16 protein-coding genes are annotated in these 16,800 nt (G+C 69.2%); 9 read left to right on the forward strand and 7 right to left on the reverse strand.

What is annotated here, in order from left to right:
• Nucleotides 1-4: 4 nt before the first annotated feature.
• The 3 genes from WG903_RS12890 to WG903_RS12900 form a co-directional block, all read right to left on the reverse strand.
• Entirely contained in the window at nucleotides 5-1,273 is a 1,269-nt protein-coding gene (locus WG903_RS12890) for a URC4/urg3 family protein (protein WP_340075936.1), read from the reverse strand.
• A complete protein-coding gene (locus WG903_RS12895; RefSeq protein WP_340075938.1) occupies nucleotides 1,270-2,517 on the reverse strand; it encodes a GTP cyclohydrolase II in 1,248 nt (415 codons plus the stop codon). The genes WG903_RS12890 and WG903_RS12895 overlap by 4 nt, the downstream gene beginning before the upstream one ends.
• A 107-nt stretch (nucleotides 2,518-2,624) precedes the next feature.
• A complete protein-coding gene (locus tag WG903_RS12900; RefSeq protein ID WP_340075941.1) occupies nucleotides 2,625-4,136 on the reverse strand; it encodes a helicase HerA-like domain-containing protein in 1,512 nt (503 codons plus the stop codon).
• 61 nt (nucleotides 4,137-4,197) lie between these two features.
• On the opposite strand from WG903_RS12900, the gene WG903_RS12905 reads away from it, so the two are divergent.
• Genes WG903_RS12905 through rng form a run of 8 tightly spaced genes read left to right on the forward strand, consistent with a single transcriptional unit; the run spans nucleotide 4,198 to nucleotide 10,798 of the window.
• Complete coding sequence (locus WG903_RS12905; protein ID WP_340075943.1) at nucleotides 4,198-4,926, forward strand: YebC/PmpR family DNA-binding transcriptional regulator; 729 nt, start codon at nucleotides 4,198-4,200, stop codon at nucleotides 4,924-4,926.
• Nucleotides 4,923-6,203 (forward strand): phosphoribosylamine--glycine ligase, encoded by a 1,281-nt coding sequence (gene purD, locus WG903_RS12910; RefSeq protein ID WP_340075946.1) that lies wholly within the window; start codon nucleotides 4,923-4,925, stop codon nucleotides 6,201-6,203. Before WG903_RS12905 ends, purD begins: the two co-directional genes overlap by 4 nt.
• Nucleotides 6,204-6,205: 2 nt before the next feature.
• Nucleotides 6,206-7,117, forward strand: coding sequence for an oxygen-dependent coproporphyrinogen oxidase (gene hemF / locus WG903_RS12915; RefSeq protein ID WP_340075948.1), 912 nt, complete (start codon nucleotides 6,206-6,208; stop codon nucleotides 7,115-7,117).
• Nucleotides 7,114-7,692: a nicotinate (nicotinamide) nucleotide adenylyltransferase gene (nadD, locus tag WG903_RS12920; protein ID WP_340075950.1), complete on the forward strand. Its 579-nt coding sequence runs from the start codon at nucleotides 7,114-7,116 to the stop codon at nucleotides 7,690-7,692. Before hemF ends, nadD begins: the two co-directional genes overlap by 4 nt.
• Entirely contained in the window at nucleotides 7,692-8,282 is a 591-nt protein-coding gene (gene rsfS / locus WG903_RS12925; RefSeq protein WP_340075953.1) for a ribosome silencing factor, read from the forward strand. The genes nadD and rsfS overlap by 1 nt, the downstream gene beginning before the upstream one ends.
• The gene (rlmH, locus tag WG903_RS12930; RefSeq protein WP_340075955.1) at nucleotides 8,279-8,746 is read left to right on the forward strand and encodes a 23S rRNA (pseudouridine(1915)-N(3))-methyltransferase RlmH; all 468 of its coding nucleotides are present in this window, start codon (nucleotides 8,279-8,281) and stop codon (nucleotides 8,744-8,746) included. The genes rsfS and rlmH overlap by 4 nt, the downstream gene beginning before the upstream one ends.
• A complete protein-coding gene (locus WG903_RS12935; protein WP_340075957.1) occupies nucleotides 8,739-9,341 on the forward strand; it encodes a Maf family protein in 603 nt (200 codons plus the stop codon). The genes rlmH and WG903_RS12935 overlap by 8 nt, the downstream gene beginning before the upstream one ends.
• Nucleotides 9,323-10,798: a ribonuclease G gene (gene rng / locus WG903_RS12940; protein WP_340075959.1), complete on the forward strand. Its 1,476-nt coding sequence runs from the start codon at nucleotides 9,323-9,325 to the stop codon at nucleotides 10,796-10,798. The genes WG903_RS12935 and rng overlap by 19 nt, the downstream gene beginning before the upstream one ends.
• Here the strand turns inward: rng and WG903_RS12945 are convergent.
• The 3 genes from WG903_RS12945 to msbA are packed head-to-tail and all read right to left on the reverse strand — an operon-like array spanning nucleotide 10,795 to nucleotide 14,647.
• The gene (locus tag WG903_RS12945) at nucleotides 10,795-11,787 is read right to left on the reverse strand and encodes a hypothetical protein (protein WP_340075961.1); all 993 of its coding nucleotides are present in this window, start codon (nucleotides 11,785-11,787) and stop codon (nucleotides 10,795-10,797) included. The genes rng and WG903_RS12945 overlap by 4 nt on opposite strands.
• Complete coding sequence (locus WG903_RS12950; protein WP_340075963.1) at nucleotides 11,784-12,845, reverse strand: glycosyltransferase family 9 protein; 1,062 nt, start codon at nucleotides 12,843-12,845, stop codon at nucleotides 11,784-11,786. Before WG903_RS12950 ends, WG903_RS12945 begins: the two co-directional genes overlap by 4 nt.
• Nucleotides 12,845-14,647, reverse strand: coding sequence for a lipid A export permease/ATP-binding protein MsbA (gene msbA, locus WG903_RS12955; RefSeq protein ID WP_340075966.1), 1,803 nt, complete (start codon nucleotides 14,645-14,647; stop codon nucleotides 12,845-12,847). The genes WG903_RS12950 and msbA overlap by 1 nt, the downstream gene beginning before the upstream one ends.
• Nucleotides 14,648-14,672: 25 nt before the next feature.
• On the opposite strand from msbA, the gene WG903_RS12960 reads away from it, so the two are divergent.
• Nucleotides 14,673-15,971 carry an O-antigen ligase family protein gene (locus WG903_RS12960; RefSeq protein ID WP_340075968.1) on the forward strand — a complete coding sequence of 433 codons (1,299 nt, stop codon included), beginning with the start codon at nucleotides 14,673-14,675 and terminating at the stop codon, nucleotides 15,969-15,971.
• On the opposite strand, the gene WG903_RS12965 is transcribed toward WG903_RS12960, so the two are convergent.
• Nucleotides 15,968-16,786 (reverse strand): glycosyltransferase family 2 protein, encoded by an 819-nt coding sequence (locus WG903_RS12965; protein ID WP_340075970.1) that lies wholly within the window; start codon nucleotides 16,784-16,786, stop codon nucleotides 15,968-15,970. The two genes, WG903_RS12960 and WG903_RS12965, sit on opposite strands and share 4 nt — an antisense overlap.
• Nucleotides 16,787-16,800 lie beyond the last annotated feature (14 nt).

Genomic DNA, 16,800 nt, shown 5'->3' on the forward strand with positions numbered 1-16,800 from the left:
CGGATTAAAACACCGTGCCGTCGGAAACCACGCGCAGCGGGGGCAGCCCGTTGCGGTGCTTCTGCGCCAGCGCGCGGCCGGCGGCCCAGGAGCCGCCCTCGAGCACCTTCGCCAGCGGCATGTGGCGCTCGTCGACGCCCATGCGCTTACGCACCGCGTCGGCCACTTCGTCCATGAGCGCCACGGTCAGCGCCCGCCACTCGACGACGATCTCGTCGCCCACCTGCCAGGTTTCGCCGGCGGCCTTCTCGTCGCGCAGCGCGAGCAGGCCCGAGTCGAGCATGAGCCCGCCGTTGCGGTATTCCGGCAGGGCGGTGAGGCGGTCCACGTGGTGCACCTTCACGCCGCTCCACTCGAAGGGCTCCAGCAGCGAGTACGTCATCCACTGCGACAGCTTGTGGAAGGGCATCCACCCGTCGGTCAGGCCTTGCCCGCGCACGGCGGAGTGGCGCCAGCAGTCGCCCAAAGCCACGTTGGAGATGTAGTTGCTGGCGGGCCAGATGTCCTGCAGCGAGATGAGCAGCTGCGACAGGATGTCGTGCGCGCCGATGTCGGCCGTGTGCGGCACGTCGGGGCCCAGCGGCGAGATCATCATGTCGAAGATGCCCGAGGGGCGCTGCATGCCGTCGCCGAAGGTCTCGGGGCGCTCGGCCATCACTTCGCCCAGGCGCCGCAGCAGGATCGCGCGGTCTTCGAGCCCCACCAGCGGGTTCGTCTCCGTCACCTGGAACGCCCGCGCGAGGTGGTCGGTCTGCAGCGCGCGCAGGCCCACCGAGTCGGCCTGCAGCGGATGGTTCTTGTCGCCCGAGAACAGACCGGCGACAAAGGCGTGGTAGCTGGCGAGCGCCAGGCCTTCGGAGCGCGTGAAGGTCTTGCCGCTGCCGCCCTCGGTGTACTTCCACTCGGGGCCCGCGCCCGCATCGAGCAGCACGCTCAGGATGGTGAGGTCGATCAGGCAATGCGCCTTCACGGCATTCGGCACGTTGCCCAGCAGCTTGAGCAGCTCCGCGCGGCGGTCGATGCCACCGGCCTCGAAATGGCGCCAGCGGCTGTGGATGGGGATGGCGCCGCGCGAGTAGCGCTCGCGCGTGGCGCGGATGATCTCGTCGGCAGCCGTCTCGCGAAAGCCGTCGTCCACGATGAACCAGCGCGATTCGCCGTCGCGAGCGCGGCGCAACAGCTGGGCGGCGCGCTCGCGGATCGCCGCGGTGGTCCTCAGCTCGCTGGCCGCCGCTTCGGCCGCGCCGTGCTCGTCACCCAGGTGCGTGCTCATAGGCCCCGGCCCTTCGTCTTCTTGAGTTTCTCGGCGTCCGGCACCGAGCCCGGCGAGAAATAGCCGGCCGCGATCTTCGCGTCGATCTCCACCTGCGCGTCCGCCGGAATCAGCCCTTCGGGGATGTTCACGCGCTCGCCGATCTCGATGCCGCTGTTGGTGATGGCGTCGAACTTCATGTTGCTCATGGACACGAGCCGGTGGATCTTCCTGACGCCCAGCCAGTGCAGCACGTCGGGCATCAGTTCCTGGAAGCGCATGTCCTGCACACCGGCCACGCATTCGGTGCGCGCGAAGTACTGGTCGGCCGTGTCGCCCCCCACTTGGCGCTTGCGTGCGTTGTAGACGAGGAACTTCGTCACTTCGCCCAATGCGCGGCCTTCCTTGCGCGAATACGCGATCAGGCCGACGCCGCCGCGCTGGGCGCCGCGGATGCATTCCTCGATGGCGTGCGTGAGGTACGGGCGGCAGGTGCAGATGTCGGAGCCGAACACGTCCGAGCCGTTGCACTCGTCGTGCACGCGCGCCGTGAGTTCCACGTCCGGATTCGCCAGGTCGCGCGGGTTGCCGAAGATGTAGATGGTCTGCCCGCCGATGGGCGGCAGGAACACCTCGAGGTCGCTGCGCGTGACGAGTTCCGGGTACATCCCGCCGGTTTCCTCGAACAGCACGCGCCGCAGGTCCGATTCGCTGCAGCCGAAGCGCTGCGCCACGCCGGGCAGCCACCACACGGGCTCGATCGCGGCCTTCGTCACCAGCGCCGCGCCTTGGGACGTGAGGAACTTGTTGTCGGCCTTCAGCCGCCCGGCCTGCAGGCCCTCGATCACTTCCGGCAGGATCACGTGCGCCTTGGTCACGGCGATGGTCGGGCGGATGTCGTAGCCCGCCGCCAGCGCATCCGCGAACACCTCGGACACCGTCGCGCCCCACGGGTCCATGCTGACGATGCGGCCGGGCTCGGTCCATTGCGGATAGGGCCCGATCACGTCGGTGGGCGCGGTGTTGGTGAGGTCGGCCTTGTGGTCGCGCTTCAACGCGCCTGCCGCCACAGCCAGCGCGCGGTAGACGCTGTAGGAGCCGCTGTGCGTGCCGATGACGTTGCGGTGCGCGCGCGTCGTCGTCGTGCCCACGATGGGCCCGCGCTCCAGCGGCGTCGCGGCACCCCAATGGATGGGCAGCGCGCCGAAGCCGCCGGCGTGCGACGTCAGGCGGATGTGCCGTGGGCCGGGGACGGTAGAGGACATGAAATCACTTTAGCTCAGGACGCCCTGTTGGGGTGGGCCGGCCGGCGACGGGCCAGCCCCTCTGCGCGAATGTCCCCCGTCGCGCTATGCGCTCCCGGCCGCCTCGATCAGCGCCGCTTGCCTCCGAGCAGGCTGCCCAGCACCCCGCGCACGATCTCGCGCCCGACGCTGCTGCCGATGGTTCGCACCGCCGACTTAGCCGCGGCTTCGATCATTCCTTCGTGCCGCCCGCCGCGCGGGCCGGTCGAGCCGAAGAGGATGTCGCCCAGGCCGCCCATGCTGGGGCCTGTCGACGTGGCAGTGGGTCCGTTTCCGCCCGAGGAAGTGGCCGATGGTTCCTGCTGCGCGCGGCCCTTGAGTTTCTCGAACGCCGATTCGCGGTCCACGACCTTCTCGTAGGTCCCCGCGACGATCGACCCCGCGAGGATCGCCTTGCGCTGCTCGGGCGTGATCGGCCCGATCTGGCTGCCCGGCGGGATCACGTAGACGCGCTCGGTGACGCTCGGCCGGCCCTTCTCGTCGAGCAGGCTTATGAGCGCCTCGCCCACCGCCAGCTCGGTGATCGCGGTGGCGATGTCCAGCCCCGGCTTCTGCCGCATCGTCTCGGCCGTGGCTTTCACGGCCTTCTGGTCGCGCGGCGTGTAGGCGCGCAAGGCGTGCTGCACGCGGTTGCCCAATTGCGCGAGCACGGAATCGGGGATGTCCAGGGGGTTCTGCGTCACGAAGTACACGCCGACGCCCTTGGAGCGCACCAGGCGCACGACGAGCTCGATGCGCTCGACCAGCACCTTGGGCGCTTCGTCGAAGAGCAGGTGCGCCTCGTCGAAGAAGAACACCAGCTTGGGCTTGTCGGGGTCGCCGATCTCGGGCAGCCGCTCGAACAGCTCCGACAGCATCCACAGCAGGAAGGTTGCGTACAGCCGCGGCGAATTCAGGAGCTTGTCGGCGGCGAGGATGTTGACGACACCGCGGCCCTTCTCGTCGGTCTGCAGGAAGTCCTCGATGTCCAGCATGGGCTCGCCGAAGAACTTCTCGCCGCCCTGCGTCTCGATCTGCAGCAGCCCGCGCTGGATGATGCCGATGCTGGCGGCGCTGATGTTGCCGTACTGCGTGCGGAAGTCGCCCGCGTTGTCGCCGACGTACTGCAGCATCGCGCGCAGGTCCTTCAGGTCCAGCAGCAGCAGGCCCTGGTCGTCGGCGATCTTGAACACCAGGTTCAGCACGCCCGCCTGCGTCTCGTTCAGCGCCAGCATGCGGCCCAGCAGCAGCGGGCCCATGTCGGAGATCGTGGCGCGTACCGGGTGGCCTTGCTCGCCGAACACGTCCCACAGCGTCGTGGGCGCCGCGAAGGGCACGGGCGTGGGCAGCTTGCGCTCCTTGATCGCCGCCTCGAGCTTGCCGCCGAGCTTGCCCTCCTGGCTGATGCCGGTCAGGTCGCCCTTGATGTCGGCGAGGAAGACGGGAACGCCGATCTGCGAGAACTTCTCGGCCAGCGCCTGCAGCGTCACGGTCTTGCCGGTGCCGGTGGCGCCGGTGATCAGGCCATGGCGGTTGGCCAGGGCCGGCAGCAGGAAGCTTTCGGTCTTGTCGTTCTTTGCGACGAGGAGGGGTTCGGCCATGGTTCGAAAAGTAGAATCGGGTGATCCAATATAGCAACGCAAGCAGACAAAAGGACGATTCGTGGCTGGACACAGCAAATGGGCCAACATCCAGCACCGCAAGGGCCGGCAGGATGAGAAGCGCGGCAAGATCTGGACGCGCTGCATCCGCGAGATCATGGTGGCGGCCCGGCAGGGCGGCGGCGACCTGTCGGCCAACCCGCGGCTGAGGCTGGCGGTTGACAAGGCCAAGGCGGCGAACATGCCGGCCGACACCATCAAGCGCAACATCGACAAGGCCACCGGCAACCTCGAAGGCGTGAGCTACGAGGAGATCCGCTACGAGGGCTACGGCATCGGCGGCGCGGCCATCATCGTGGACACCATGACCGACAACAAGGTGCGCACGGTGGCCGAGGTGCGGCACGCGTTCTCCAAGAACGGCGGCAACCTGGGCACCGAAGGCTCGGTGTCCTTCCAGTTCCGCAACGTCGGCCAGTTGATCCTGGCCCCGGGCACCAGCGAGGACATGGTGATGGAAGTGGCGCTGGACGCAGGCGCCGAGGACGTCATCGCCAGCGAGGACGGCGCCATCGAGGTGCTGACGGCGCCCGGCGACTTCGAGAAGGTGAAGGAAGCGCTCGAAGGCGCGGGCCTGAAGCCCGAGATTGCCGAAGTCACCATGCGCGCCGACAACACCGTGGACCTCACGGGCGAGGACGCGCAGAAGATGCAGAAGCTCCTGGACGCGCTCGAGGACCTCGACGACGTGCAAGAGGTCTACCACAACGCCGAGATCGACGAAGAATGAAAGTCCTGGTCATCGGCGGCGGCGGGCGCGAACACGCGCTGGCCTGGAAGCTCGCGCAATCACCCAAGGTGCAGGCCGTGTACGTGGCGCCCGGCAACGGCGGCACCTCGATGGACCCGCGGCTGGAGAACGTGCCCATCGAAGGCAACGTGGCCCTGCGCGACTGGGCCATCGCCAACAAGATCGCGCTGACGGTCGTCGGCCCCGAGGCGCCGCTGGCGGCCGGCGTGGTCGATGAATTCCAGGCGCACGGCCTGCGCGTGTTCGGCCCCACCCAGGCTGCTGCGCAGCTGGAGAGCTCCAAGGCCTTCTCCAAGGCCTTCATGAAGCGCCACGGCATCCCGACGGCGGAATACGAAACCTTCTCCGACCCGGCGAAGGCGCACGAGTACGTGGACCGCAAGGGCGCGCCGATCGTGGTCAAGGCCGACGGCCTGGCCGCAGGCAAGGGCGTGGTGGTCGCGATGTCCACGGCCGAAGCGCATGAAGCGATCGACTTCATGCTGCTGGACAACAAGCTCGGCGTGACGCACAACGAAGGCGGCGCGCGCGTCGTCATCGAGGAGTTCCTGCAGGGCGAGGAGGCGAGCTTCATCGTCGTGTGCGACGGCAAGAGTGTCGTGCCGCTCGCGACGTCGCAGGACCACAAGCGTCTGAAGGACGGGGACCTGGGCCCCAACACCGGCGGCATGGGCGCCTATTCGCCCGCGCCCATCGTCACACCGGCCATCCACGCCCGTGCGATGCGCGAGATCATCATCCCGACGATCAAGGGCATGGAGAAGGACGGCATCCCGTACACCGGTTTCCTCTACGCCGGCCTGATGATCGACCGCGACGGCCACCCGAAGACGCTGGAGTTCAACTGCCGCATGGGCGACCCCGAGACGCAGCCGATCATGATGCGGCTGAAGTCCGACCTGTACGACGTGCTCCATGCCGCCGCGGGCCAGCAGCTGGGCGACATGGAACTGCAGTGGGACCGCCGCACGGCGCTGGGCGTGGTGATGGCGGCGGCGGGCTACCCGCTGAGCCCGCGCAAGGGCGATGCGATCACCGGCTTGCCGAAGCCGACCGACGAGGCCGTCGTCTTCCACGCCGGCACCACGCGCAAGGGCGACGACATCGTCACCAGCGGCGGCCGCGTACTGTGCGTGACGGTGCTGGCCGACACGGTGAAGGCCGCGCAAGCGCACGCCTACGAAATCGCGCAAGGCATCCATTTCGACGGCGCGCAGTACCGCCACGACATCGGTCACCGCGCCATCAAGCATTGACCATGGAGTCGGCCGGCGCGGTCCGCGATTACCTGTTGGACCTGCAACGGCGCATTGCCACGGCCTGCACGCAGGCCGACGGCACGCGCTTCGTCGAGGACGCCTGGCGCAAGGAGCCGGGCGAGCCCTTGCAGGGCAGCGGCATCACCATGATCCTGGAAGGCGGCCCGGTGTTCGAGCGCGCGGGCTGCGGCTTCTCGCACGTCACGGGGCCCAAGCTGCCGCCTTCGGCCACGCAGCACCGGCCCGAGCTCGCGGGTTCTTCGTTCGAGGCCATGGGTGTGTCGCTCGTTTTCCACCCGCGCAACCCCTATGCGCCCACGGTGCACATGAACGTGCGCTGCCTGCGCGCGCAGCCCAAGGACAAGGGCGCGGTGTACTGGTTCGGCGGCGGCATGGACCTGACGCCGTACTACGGCTTCGAGGAAGACGCGGTGCACTTCCACGCCGCCTGCAAGCAGGCCCTCGAGCCGTTCGGCCCCGACAAGCACCCGCGCTTCAAGCAGTGGTGCGACGAGTATTTCTTCCTGAAGCACCGCGGCGAGCAGCGCGGTGTGGGCGGTATCTTCTTCGACGACTACTCCGAAGGCGGCTTCGACGGCGGCTTCGCGCTCATCCGCGCCGTGGGCGATGCCTTCCTCGATGCGTACATGCCCATCCTGCAGCGGCGCAAGGACACGCCCTTCGGCAAGCGCGAGCGCAATTTCCAGCTGTACCGGCGCGGGCGCTACGTCGAGTTCAACCTGGTGTGGGACCGCGGCACGCACTTCGGCCTGCAATCGAGCGGCCGCACGGAATCGATCCTGCTGTCGATGCCGCCGCTGGTGAGCTGGAGCTATGGCACGCAGCCGCAGGCCGGCTCGCCCGAGGCCGAGCTGCTGGAGAAGTTCCTCGTGCGAAGGGACTGGGTGTGAAGATCGGGATGTACGGCGGCGCTTTCGACCCGCCGCACAACGCGCACGTCGTGCTGGCGCAGGCGGCGGTGGCGCAGTTGAACCTGGACGAGCTGCGCATCTTCCCGACGGGCAGTGCCTGGCACCGCAAGCATCAGCCCAGCGCGGCGGAACACCGGGTGGCGATGGCGCGCCTGGCGTTCGACAAGCTTCCGAAGACCCGGGTCGACGACCGTGAAGTGAAGCGCGCCGGCCCCACGTACACGATCGATACGCTGCGGGAGCTGCGCCGCGAGTTCGGCGAGTCGCAGCTGTTCCTGCTGATGGGCGCGGACCAGGCGGCGGCCTTCACGACCTGGCACGAATGGGGCGAGATCGCGCGCATTGCCACCTTGTGCGTCGCGCATCGTGGCCCGGCGGGTGCGTTGCCGGCCGTGCCCGGCGCGACGATCGTCGAGCTCGGCATGCCCGACATGCCCGAAAGCGCCACCGACATCCGCCGCAAGGCCGCGCGCGGCGAGGACATTTCCTCGCTGGTCCCGCCCGGCGTTGCAGGCTATATTGCCTCCCACCACCTGTATACCCAAGGAAACTGATGACCCAGCAGGAAACCGCAGCCAAGAAGGACACCCAGCGCCTGCAGCGCGCCATCGTCGATGGGCTGGAGGACGTCAAGGGGCAGGACATCGCGGTTTTCAACACGGAGCACCTGTCACCGTTGTTCGAGCGGGTGATCGTCGCCTCGGGCACCTCCAACCGCCAGACCAAGGCGCTCGCCGCGAGCGTGCGCGACTCGGTGCGCGAAGCGGGCTTTCCCAAGCCGCGCATCGAGGGCGAGGAAAACGGCGAGTGGATCATCGTGGACTGCGGCGCCGCCGTCGCGCACATCATGCAGCCCGCGATCCGCCAGTACTACCACCTCGAGGAAATCTGGGGCGAGAAGCCGGTGCGCCTGAAGTTCGGCGCGCCCAAGCCCGCGATGCCCTCGCTGGATCGTGCGCCCGCCAAGAAGGCGCCCCCGAAGAAGTCGTCCGCGAAGGCGACCCCGGCCGCGGCGAAGAAACCCGCGCCGAAGAAGACCGTGCAGAAGGCAACTGCGAAGACCGGCGCGAAGAGCGCACCGAAGAAGGCGCCCGCCAAGAAGGCGCCCGCGAAAAAGTCCGGCGCGCCCAAGCGGCGCGGATGAAGCTCGTCGTCGTCGCCGTCGGCCAGCGCGTGCCCGACTGGGCCCAGGCCGCATGGGACGACTACGCCAAGCGCTTCCCGCCGGAGCTGCGCATCGAGCTGCGCGCGGTGAAGACGGAAGCCCGTGCGTCGAAGTCGCTCGAAGCGATCTTCGCCGCGGAGAAGCAGCGCATCGAAGCGGCGATCCCCAAGGGCGCGCACGTGGCCGTGCTCGACGAGCGCGGCACGGCCCTGACCACGATGGCGCTCGCGCAGCACGTCAAGGACTGGCAGATGGGCGGCAGCGACGTCGCGCTGGTCATCGGTGGGCCCGACGGGCTCGATCCCGAGTTCAAGCGCACGGCGCACGAACGCATCCGCCTGTCGGACCTCACCTTGCCGCACGCGATGGTGCGCGTGCTGCTGGTCGAGCAGCTGTACCGCGCGTGGTCGATCAACGCGGGGCATCCGTACCACCGTGAGTGACTTCATCTACCTCGCCTCGCAGTCGCCGCGGCGGCGCCAGCTGCTGGAGATGCTGGGGGTCAAGCACGAGCTGCTGTTGCCCGATGCGGGCGAGGACACCGAAAGCCTCGAGGAGCCGCTGAAGGGCGAAGCGCCGGCGGCTTACGTGCAACGCGTGACGGGCCTCAAGCTCGATGCGGCCATCGCGCGGCTGAAGCGGCGCGGCCTGCCGCCCGCGCCCGTGCTGTGCTCGGACACCACCGTGGCGCTGGGCCGCACGATCTACGGCAAGCCGGCCGATGCGAAGGACGCGGCGCGCATGTTGCGCGAGCTATCGGGCACCACGCACCGGGTGCTGACGGCGGTGGCGGTGCAGTCGGGCCGCAAGCGGGTCGCGGCGCTCAACGAATCGCGCGTGACCTTCGCGAAGTTGACGCCCGCGCAGATTCGCGCCTACGTCGCCAGCGGTGAGCCCATGGGCAAGGCCGGCGCGTATGCCATCCAGGGCGGGGCCGCGGCGTATATTCCGTCCATCAGCGGCAGCTACTCAGGGATCATGGGGCTTCCGATGTTCGAGACCGCACAACTCCTACAACAATGCAGCAGGACATCCTGATCAACTGGTCGCCGCAGGAGACGCGCGTGGCGATCATCGAAGCCGGCGCGGTGCAGGAGCTGCACGTGGAGCGCACGCTGGAGCGCGGCCTCGTCGGGAACATCTACCTGGGCAAGGTCGCGCGCGTGCTGCCGGGCATGCAGTCGGCCTTCATCGACATCGGCCTGGAGCGCGCGGCCTTCCTGCACGTGGCCGACGTGTGGCACCGCCAGCCCGACGGCGAGCCCCCGGCGATGGCGCGCAACCACCAGCCGCCCGTGCCCATCGAGCGCCAGGTCTTCGAGGGCCAGGCGATCATGGTGCAGGTGATCAAGGACCCGATCGGCACCAAGGGCGCGCGGCTGTCCACGCAGGTGAGCATCGCGGGGCGGCTGCTGGTGTTCCTGCCGCAGGACGACCACGTGGGCGTATCGCAGAAGATCCCGCCCGAGCAGCGCGAGTCGCTGCGCAACCGGCTGCAGCAGCTGGTGGGCAAGGAAGGCGGCGGCTTCATCCTGCGCACGAACGCGGAGGAAGCCACCGACGGCGAGCTGGCCGACGACATCGCCTACCTGCGCAAGACCTGGACGCGCATCAAGGACTCGGCCACGCGCGTGCCGCCGCCGTCGCTGTTGCACCAGGACCTGAACCTGCTGCAGCGCGTGCTGCGCGACCTGGTCACCGAGGACACGCAGACCATCCGCATCGACTCGCGCGAGCAGCACGCGATGCTGCAGGCCTTCGGCAGCGAGTTCATGCCCAAGGCGGCGCAGAAGCTGCAGCTGTACAAGGGCGAGCGGCCGATCTTCGACCTGTACTCCATCGACGACGAGATCGCCAAGGCGCTGGGCCGGCGCGTGGACCTGAAGTCGGGCGGCTACCTGATCGTCGACCAGACCGAGGCGCTGACCACGATCGACGTGAACACCGGCGGCTTCGTCGGCGCGCGCAACTTCGACGACACGATCTTCAAGACCAACCTGGAGGCCGCGCAAGGCATCGCGCGCCAGCTGCGCCTGCGCAACCTGGGCGGCATCATCATCGTCGACTTCATCGACATGCAGCGCGAGGACCACCGCGAGGCCGTGCTAGCCGAGTTCCGCAAGCAGCTGGTGCGCGACCGCGTGAAGACCATGTCGGGCGGTTTCTCCAACCTGGGCCTGGTGGAGATGACGCGCAAGCGCACGCGCGAGTCGCTGGCGCACATGCTGTGCGAGCCGTGCGAGTCGTGCCAGGGCAAGGGCGTGGTGAAGACCGCGCGCTCGGTGGCCTACGACATCCTGCGCGAGATCCTGCGCGAGGCGCGCCAGTTCGACCCGCGCGAGTACCGCATCGTCGCCAACCCCAAGGTGGTGGAGCTGTTTTTGGACGAGGAAAGCGCGCACCTGGCGGGGCTGTCGGACTTCATCGGCAAGCCGATCTCGCTGCAAAGCGAGAGCGCCATGGCGCAGGAGCAGTACGACATCGTGCTGCTCTAGGGCAGCGCGAAGGCCTGGCGGATGTCCTGCCGGAAGGTGTCCGGCTCTTCGGCGATCACCTTGCGGTAGCGGGCGAGTTCGGCCGAGCACGCATCGAACTTCGCCATGACCTCGCCGGCGGCGGCGCCGAAGCGCTGGACGAAGTCCGGGGCCTTCACATCCAGCTTGAACCGCGCCGGGATCGGCACGTCGACGTCGTTCGCGGCCGAGCCGTGACGCGCGGTGATCACGCAGCAGCCGTGCAGGGCGGCTTCGCGCGGCAGGCGGTCCTTGCCGGGGTGGTGGCCGAAGTCGATGTACAGCTTGGCGCCGAGGAAGGCGTCGGCCAATTGCGTGCGGTCCAGGCCGCGCAAGGGCTTGAACTCCCACTCGGGATAGGCGGCCATCAGGCGGGCCGTGATGGGCGCACCTTTCGTCGGGTTGAAGAGGATGCGGTCGGCGCGCTTGGCGCCGGCAAGCAGGGAAGGCAGGCGCGCGACGTAAGCGGGCTCCGTGTAGACCGGGATGGGGTCGCGCAGCGGCTCGCCCGTGACGCCTTGCGCTGCCAGGAACTCGCGCGCGTAGTCGCTCTGCGCGAAGTGCCTCAAGTGCGTCAGTGCCTTCACGCCGCCCAGCGGCGCGCGCCCCTTGGCCACGTACTTCCAGTAGCGCAGGCGGTCGCGCCACGCGTTGCCGTAGCGCTCGCCGGTGAAGTTGTTGACCGACATCCACCAGATCGCTGCGTCGGCCGGTGCGGCGCGCAGGGCGAGCGTCGTGAAGATTTCGGGGAAGACGACGAGCGTGCCGGCCTCCTGCGCGTAGCGCGCAACCGGCGCGCCGTGCTGCCGGTAGGGCGCCGGCGTTTCGAACTCCCTGTCGAAGGGGTGGTAGACGATCGCCGCGGGCTGCCCGAGCCGGTTCATCTCGCCGACGAGCTGGTGCAGCGCTTCCGGCCCCGCGGTCATCGCGTTGCCGGGACAGACGACGAGCACGCGGGCGTAGCGCTTCATGCAGCGGCGAGGATGCGAAGCGCCTCGTTCGCCACGCGCTCGGGCGTGATCGCGGGCAGGCACTCGGTGCGGCTGAAGCGATGGTCGTCGCAGCCGGCCTTGCCGCACGGCACGCACGGCAGGTCGGCCTGCAGGAGCGTGACGCTTCCAACCGTCTGCGCGTCCGCACGGCGGACGAACCGGACGGGCGATTCCGTTTGGGCAGGCCACGGCGCCCAGCGCTGCGGGTTCGTGGGCCCGAAGATCGCGACCATCGGCGTGCCGCAGGCGGCGGCCAGGTGCGAGATCGACGTGTCGGGGCCCACGTAGAGTGCTGCGCCTTGCAAGAGGCTGGCGAGCTGGCCGAAGTCAAGTACGCCCGCGTCGATGGCGCCGCCGGTGGCCAGCGACGCGACGAGCTCGCGATCCTCCTTCGACGGCCCTCCAGTCAGCACCACCTGCCGGCCGGCCTCGAGGAGACGGCGCACCAGCGCCGCAAAGTGCGCGGGCGGCCATTGCTTGTACGGCCACATCGACGGCGCATGCACGACCACGTAGCGCGGCTGCAGCCGCCCCGCAAGTTCGGGCGGCAAGGGCTTGCCGGGCGGCGGCACGAGCTTCGCTTCGAAACGCATTCCGTTGCGCCAGGGCTCCAGCAGCGCCAACTTCTCCTGCACCACGTGCACCTCGCCGAGGTCACCCGCGGCTTCGACGGCGTGCGCCAGGAGCCGCTTCTTCCACCAGTTGCTCGGGTTGTCGGCCGGCAGCACGCCGGACCGCACGCGCCCGGCGATCGCGCCGATGATGTGGGCCCGGTCGCCGACGTCAGCCACCAACGCGAGGTCGTAGCGCTTCCACAGCCGGTGCGCCAGCGCCAGCGTGCCGCCGAACCCCAAGCGGGGTGGCGTCTCGATGATCTCCCGAACCTCGGCATTGCCGCGCAACATGCCCAGCGTCCCCTGGAAGCCCAGCACGTCGACGGCCGCTTCGGGCCACAGCTGTTTCGCAGCGTGGATCAAGGGCGTGGTGAGCAGCACGTCGCCGATCTGGCGCGTCACCACCACGAGGACGGAGCGCATCAGGCCACGTGCGCGCCCGCGACGCCGAGCGCATGCAGGCGCGCGTACAGGCCGCCGCGCGCGAGCAGCTGCGCGTGCGAGCCGGTCTCGACCAGGCGGCCCTGATCCAGCACCGCGATGCGGTCGGCGTGCTCGATGGTCGACAGGCGGTGCGCGATGATGAGCGTGGTGCGGCCGGCCATCAGGCGGCGCAGCGCCTCCTGCACCAGCCGCTCGGATTCGTTGTCCAGCGCCGAGGTGGCCTCGTCGAGGATCAGCACCGGCGCGTCCTTGTACAGCGAGCGCGCGATGGCCAGGCGCTGGCGCTGCCCGCCCGAGAGAATCGTCGCGTTGTGGCCGACGTTGGTGTCGATGCCTTGCGGCAGCGACGCCACGAGGTCCGTGAGGTTGGCCGCCTTCAGCGCCTGCTCGACCCGACCGCGGTCGATCTCGTCACCCAGCGCCACGTTCGCGGCCAGCGTGTCGTTGAACATCACGACGTCCTGGCTCACCATCGCGACCTGCCGGCGCAGCGCGGGCAGGCTCCAGTCGCGCAGCTCGTGGCCGTCGAGCAGGATCTCGCCCGAAGTCGGTTCGATGAAGCGCGGCAGCAGGTTCACCAGCGTGGTCTTGCCCGCGCCCGAAGGCCCGACGAGCGCGATTGTCGTGCCCGGCTGGACGTCGAAAGTGAAATCCTCCAGCGCCGCGCCGCTGCCGCCGGGGTAGCGCACCGCGGCGTTGCGGAATTCGATGCGACCGGTGGCGCGGCCCGGGTCATGCGTGCCGCCGGATTCAGGCGGCGTGTTCTCCACCAGGTCGAAGGAGCGCTCCAGCACCGCCAGCGCGCGCGTGACGGGGCCCGTGGCCTCCGACAGGCGCTTGACCGGCGCGATGAGCATCATCAGCGCCGCGACGAACGAGGCGAACGTGCCGACGGTCATCGTTTCGCCGCCCTGGACCAGGGCAACACAGATCACGCCCGACAGCGCCGCCGCCGCCACCATGTGCATCAGCGGCGTGATGGCGGCCGAGGCCACCGCGGACTTCATCGCCAGGCGCCGCAGCGAGACGCTCAATTTGTCGAAGCGCGACTCCTGCGCATGCTGCGCGCCGTGCAGGCGCACGAGGCGGTTGGCCAGCATGTTCTCTTCCACCGCGTAGGCCAGTTCCACCGTAGCGGCCTGGCTGCTCTTGGCCAGGCGGTGCAGGCGGCGCGATGCCGTGCGCATCACCCATGCCACGGCCGGCCCGAGGAAGCCGACGATGAGCGTCAGCTGCCAGTTGATCCACAGCAGGTAGGCGAGGAGGGCGACCAGCGCCAAGCCATCCTTGACCAGGCCCGTCAGTGCGTTGACCAGCAGCGTGATCGCGTTCTGCACCTCGTGCACGATGCTGTTGGCGAGCGAGCTGGCCGATTCGCCGCGCAGCACGTCCAGCCGCACGTCGAGCATGCGCGAGAAGAGGGCGCGCCGCAGTTTCACCATGCCCTCGTTGGCGATCTTGGCCAGGCCGATGTCGGCGATGAAGCCGGCCGTGCCGCGCACCGCGAAGACCAGGAGCAGCGCCGCGGGGATCAGCCACAGGCTGAACGAGCGCTCGACGAAGCCCTTGTCGAGCAGCGGCTTGAGCAGGCCGGGAACGATGGGCTCGGTCGAAGCGCCGACCACGGTGGCGAGCAGCACCACGATCCAGTAGCGACGCACGTGGTGCACGTAGGGGAAGAAGCGCCTGATCCGCGCGAACACGCTCGCGGGTTCGGCCGGCGCGCCCGCGCCCGCTTGGCCTGGCGTCGCTTCGCGCTCGATGGGGAAAGCCGATGACATGCAGCTGTGTATTATCCCCTGTCCCATGCAAACGGTCCCCGGCGAGATCCCGCTTCCCAGCATCAAGCCGGCACCGTGGGCCCGCAAGCTGGCCCCGGCGCTCGGGGTCTTCCTGTGCGCGGCCTGCCTCCTCGTGCTGACCGTTCGCGGCTGGTCGCCGGCCGTGCTGTTCGTCGGCTGCCTGTTGTGCCTGGCCGTGCTCGCCTGGGGGCACCTGCCGCCGGTGCCGGTCGAGTCCAGCCGCGCCGCGCGGCTCGTCTGCATCGTGCTGGTCGCGCCGCTGGTCGCGGTGTTCGTCAGTTCGGCCTTCCGCGCCGACGGCTACACGGGCCAGCTCGATGCGCCGCTGCGCTTCGCATTGGCGGTGCCCATCTTCCTCTTCGCCTTGCGCATGCGGCTGGATGTCGCGCATTCGCTGCGCTGGATGCTGCCGGTCGCCTTGCTGCTGCTGCTGGCCGCGCGCCTGGTCCAGGGCCAGCCCGCGCGCTGGCCGGCCGAGCGCATGACCACGGGCTTCGTCGACCCGCTGGTGTTCGGCTACCTGTCGCTCACCTTCGGGATCATGGCCATGTTCGGCTGGCCCGGCGAGGACCGCCGCAGCCACCCGGTGATCGTGGGGCTTGCCTTCGTCGCGCTGGCGCTGGGCGCGTCCTTCTCCATCGGCTCGCAGTCACGCACCGGCTGGCTGGCCGTGCCGCTGCTGGCGGCGCTGTGGCTGCACCTGCATTGGTCGCGCGCGCGGCGCTGGTCGCTGGCGTGGACGGCGGTGGGCGCGTGCGTGGTGGTGGTGGCCGCGTTCATGTTCGTGCCCACCATCCATGCGCGCGTGCTGGAGGCGCTGGGCGAGGTCATGCAGTACCCGTGGCATTCGGTGCCGCCGGACACGCCGGTGTCGCTGCGCATCACCTACCTGCGCATCGCGGCGGACGTGTTCGCCCAGCACCCCTGGCTGGGCGTCGGCCTGACGCCCTTGCTCTCGCCCGACACCTTGCCGCCGCTGGGCTACGCCTCGCCGGTGGCGGTGAAGGCCGCGCTGCAATCGGGCTTCCACAACCAGATCGTCAGCGATGCCGTGCGCCATGGCATCGGCGGCCTGTTCGCCACCGTGGCGCTGCTCTTGGTGCCGCTGGTCGTCTGCCTGCGCGCGCTCGGCAGCACGTCCGCCGTTACGCGGCGCAACGCGGCGATGGGCACGGCGTTCTTCACCTGCGTGTTCGTCGCGAGCTTCACCACCGAGGTGGTGGACCTGAAGTACATGGCGAGCCTGTACGCCGTGATGGCGGCGATCTTCTGCGGCGCCGCGCTGGCCCGCCGCGACGACTAGCGCCAGACGAACTGGCCGCCCTTGCGCTCGCCGTGCAAGGTCATGCCGTAGCGGGCGAGTTCCTCCTCGCGCCAGCGCTCTTCCTGCCGCCGCCGCTGGAACTTGTCCCACTTGCGCTGCAGCGTCGACTTGCCCAGCAGCCGGTAGTTGTCGCGCGCGCCCAGGCCCTGCTTGTCCGACAGGCCGCGCTCCTGCTTCATCGCGCTCACCGTGATGGAGCCGTAGTGGTGCAGCCACGACGCGCCGACGATGGCGGTGCGGATGCCGGCGCGGTCCAGGTGGTGGAAGAAGAGGGTGTCCTCGTAGCCCCACAGGCCCGGCGTGGCGGCGAAGTAGCCGACCTTCTCCCACACCGAGCGGTGCACGCACAGGCACACGGCATGGCGCGCGCCGATGCGGGCCACGTCGCGCATCTTGGCCGAGGCGTCGGCGGCGAAGGTGTCGAGGTCATAGTCCAGCGCACCCTCGACGAGGGCCGGCGAGACCACGGGCACGTCGAAGCGCTTCGCGGCGTCGACAAGCGCCTCGAGCCAGCCGGCGGTGACGATCACGTCGTTGTTCATCACCACCGTCCATTCCGTCTGCAGCGCCAGCACGCCCTGGTTCCAGGCCACGCCGCAGCCCAGGTTGGCCTTGTTGGCCACGTGCGCGCCGAAAGGCTTCGTCGCAAGGTAGGCCGCGGTCTCGTCGCTGGAGGCGTTGTCGACCACCGCGACGCGCGCCAGGTCGTTGCCGTGCCGCACCAGGCTGTCCACGCACTGCCGCGTGTAGTCGACCTGGTTGTAGCAAGCGAAAGTGATGGAGTAGTCAGTCATTCATAATGCCCCGC

The organism is Ramlibacter sp. PS4R-6 (assembly GCF_037572775.1).
In the GTDB taxonomy this organism is placed as follows: domain Bacteria; phylum Pseudomonadota; class Gammaproteobacteria; order Burkholderiales; family Burkholderiaceae_C; genus Ramlibacter.

Bases quoted from the DNA above. Each gene is read 5' to 3' on its own strand.
- rsfS (WP_340075953.1), top strand. From the start codon at position 7,692: ATGACCCAGCAGGAAACCGCAGCCAAGAAGGACACCCAGCGCCTGCAG.
- rng (WP_340075959.1), top strand. From the start codon at position 9,323: ATGCAGCAGGACATCCTGATCAACTGGTCGCCGCAGGAGACGCGCGTG.
- rlmH (WP_340075955.1), top strand. From the start codon at position 8,279: ATGAAGCTCGTCGTCGTCGCCGTCGGCCAGCGCGTGCCCGACTGGGCC.
- WG903_RS12945 (WP_340075961.1), bottom strand. From the start codon at position 11,787: ATGAAGCGCTACGCCCGCGTGCTCGTCGTCTGTCCCGGCAACGCGATG.
- WG903_RS12960 (WP_340075968.1), top strand. From the start codon at position 14,673: ATGCAAACGGTCCCCGGCGAGATCCCGCTTCCCAGCATCAAGCCGGCA.
- purD (WP_340075946.1), top strand. From the start codon at position 4,923: ATGAAAGTCCTGGTCATCGGCGGCGGCGGGCGCGAACACGCGCTGGCC.
- WG903_RS12965 (WP_340075970.1), bottom strand. From the start codon at position 16,786: ATGACTGACTACTCCATCACTTTCGCTTGCTACAACCAGGTCGACTAC.
- msbA (WP_340075966.1), bottom strand. From the start codon at position 14,647: ATGTCATCGGCTTTCCCCATCGAGCGCGAAGCGACGCCAGGCCAAGCG.
- WG903_RS12950 (WP_340075963.1), bottom strand. From the start codon at position 12,845: ATGCGCTCCGTCCTCGTGGTGGTGACGCGCCAGATCGGCGACGTGCTG.
- WG903_RS12890 (WP_340075936.1), bottom strand. From the start codon at position 1,273: ATGAGCACGCACCTGGGTGACGAGCACGGCGCGGCCGAAGCGGCGGCC.
- WG903_RS12895 (WP_340075938.1), bottom strand. From the start codon at position 2,517: ATGTCCTCTACCGTCCCCGGCCCACGGCACATCCGCCTGACGTCGCAC.
- hemF (WP_340075948.1), top strand. From the start codon at position 6,206: ATGGAGTCGGCCGGCGCGGTCCGCGATTACCTGTTGGACCTGCAACGG.
- WG903_RS12900 (WP_340075941.1), bottom strand. From the start codon at position 4,136: ATGGCCGAACCCCTCCTCGTCGCAAAGAACGACAAGACCGAAAGCTTC.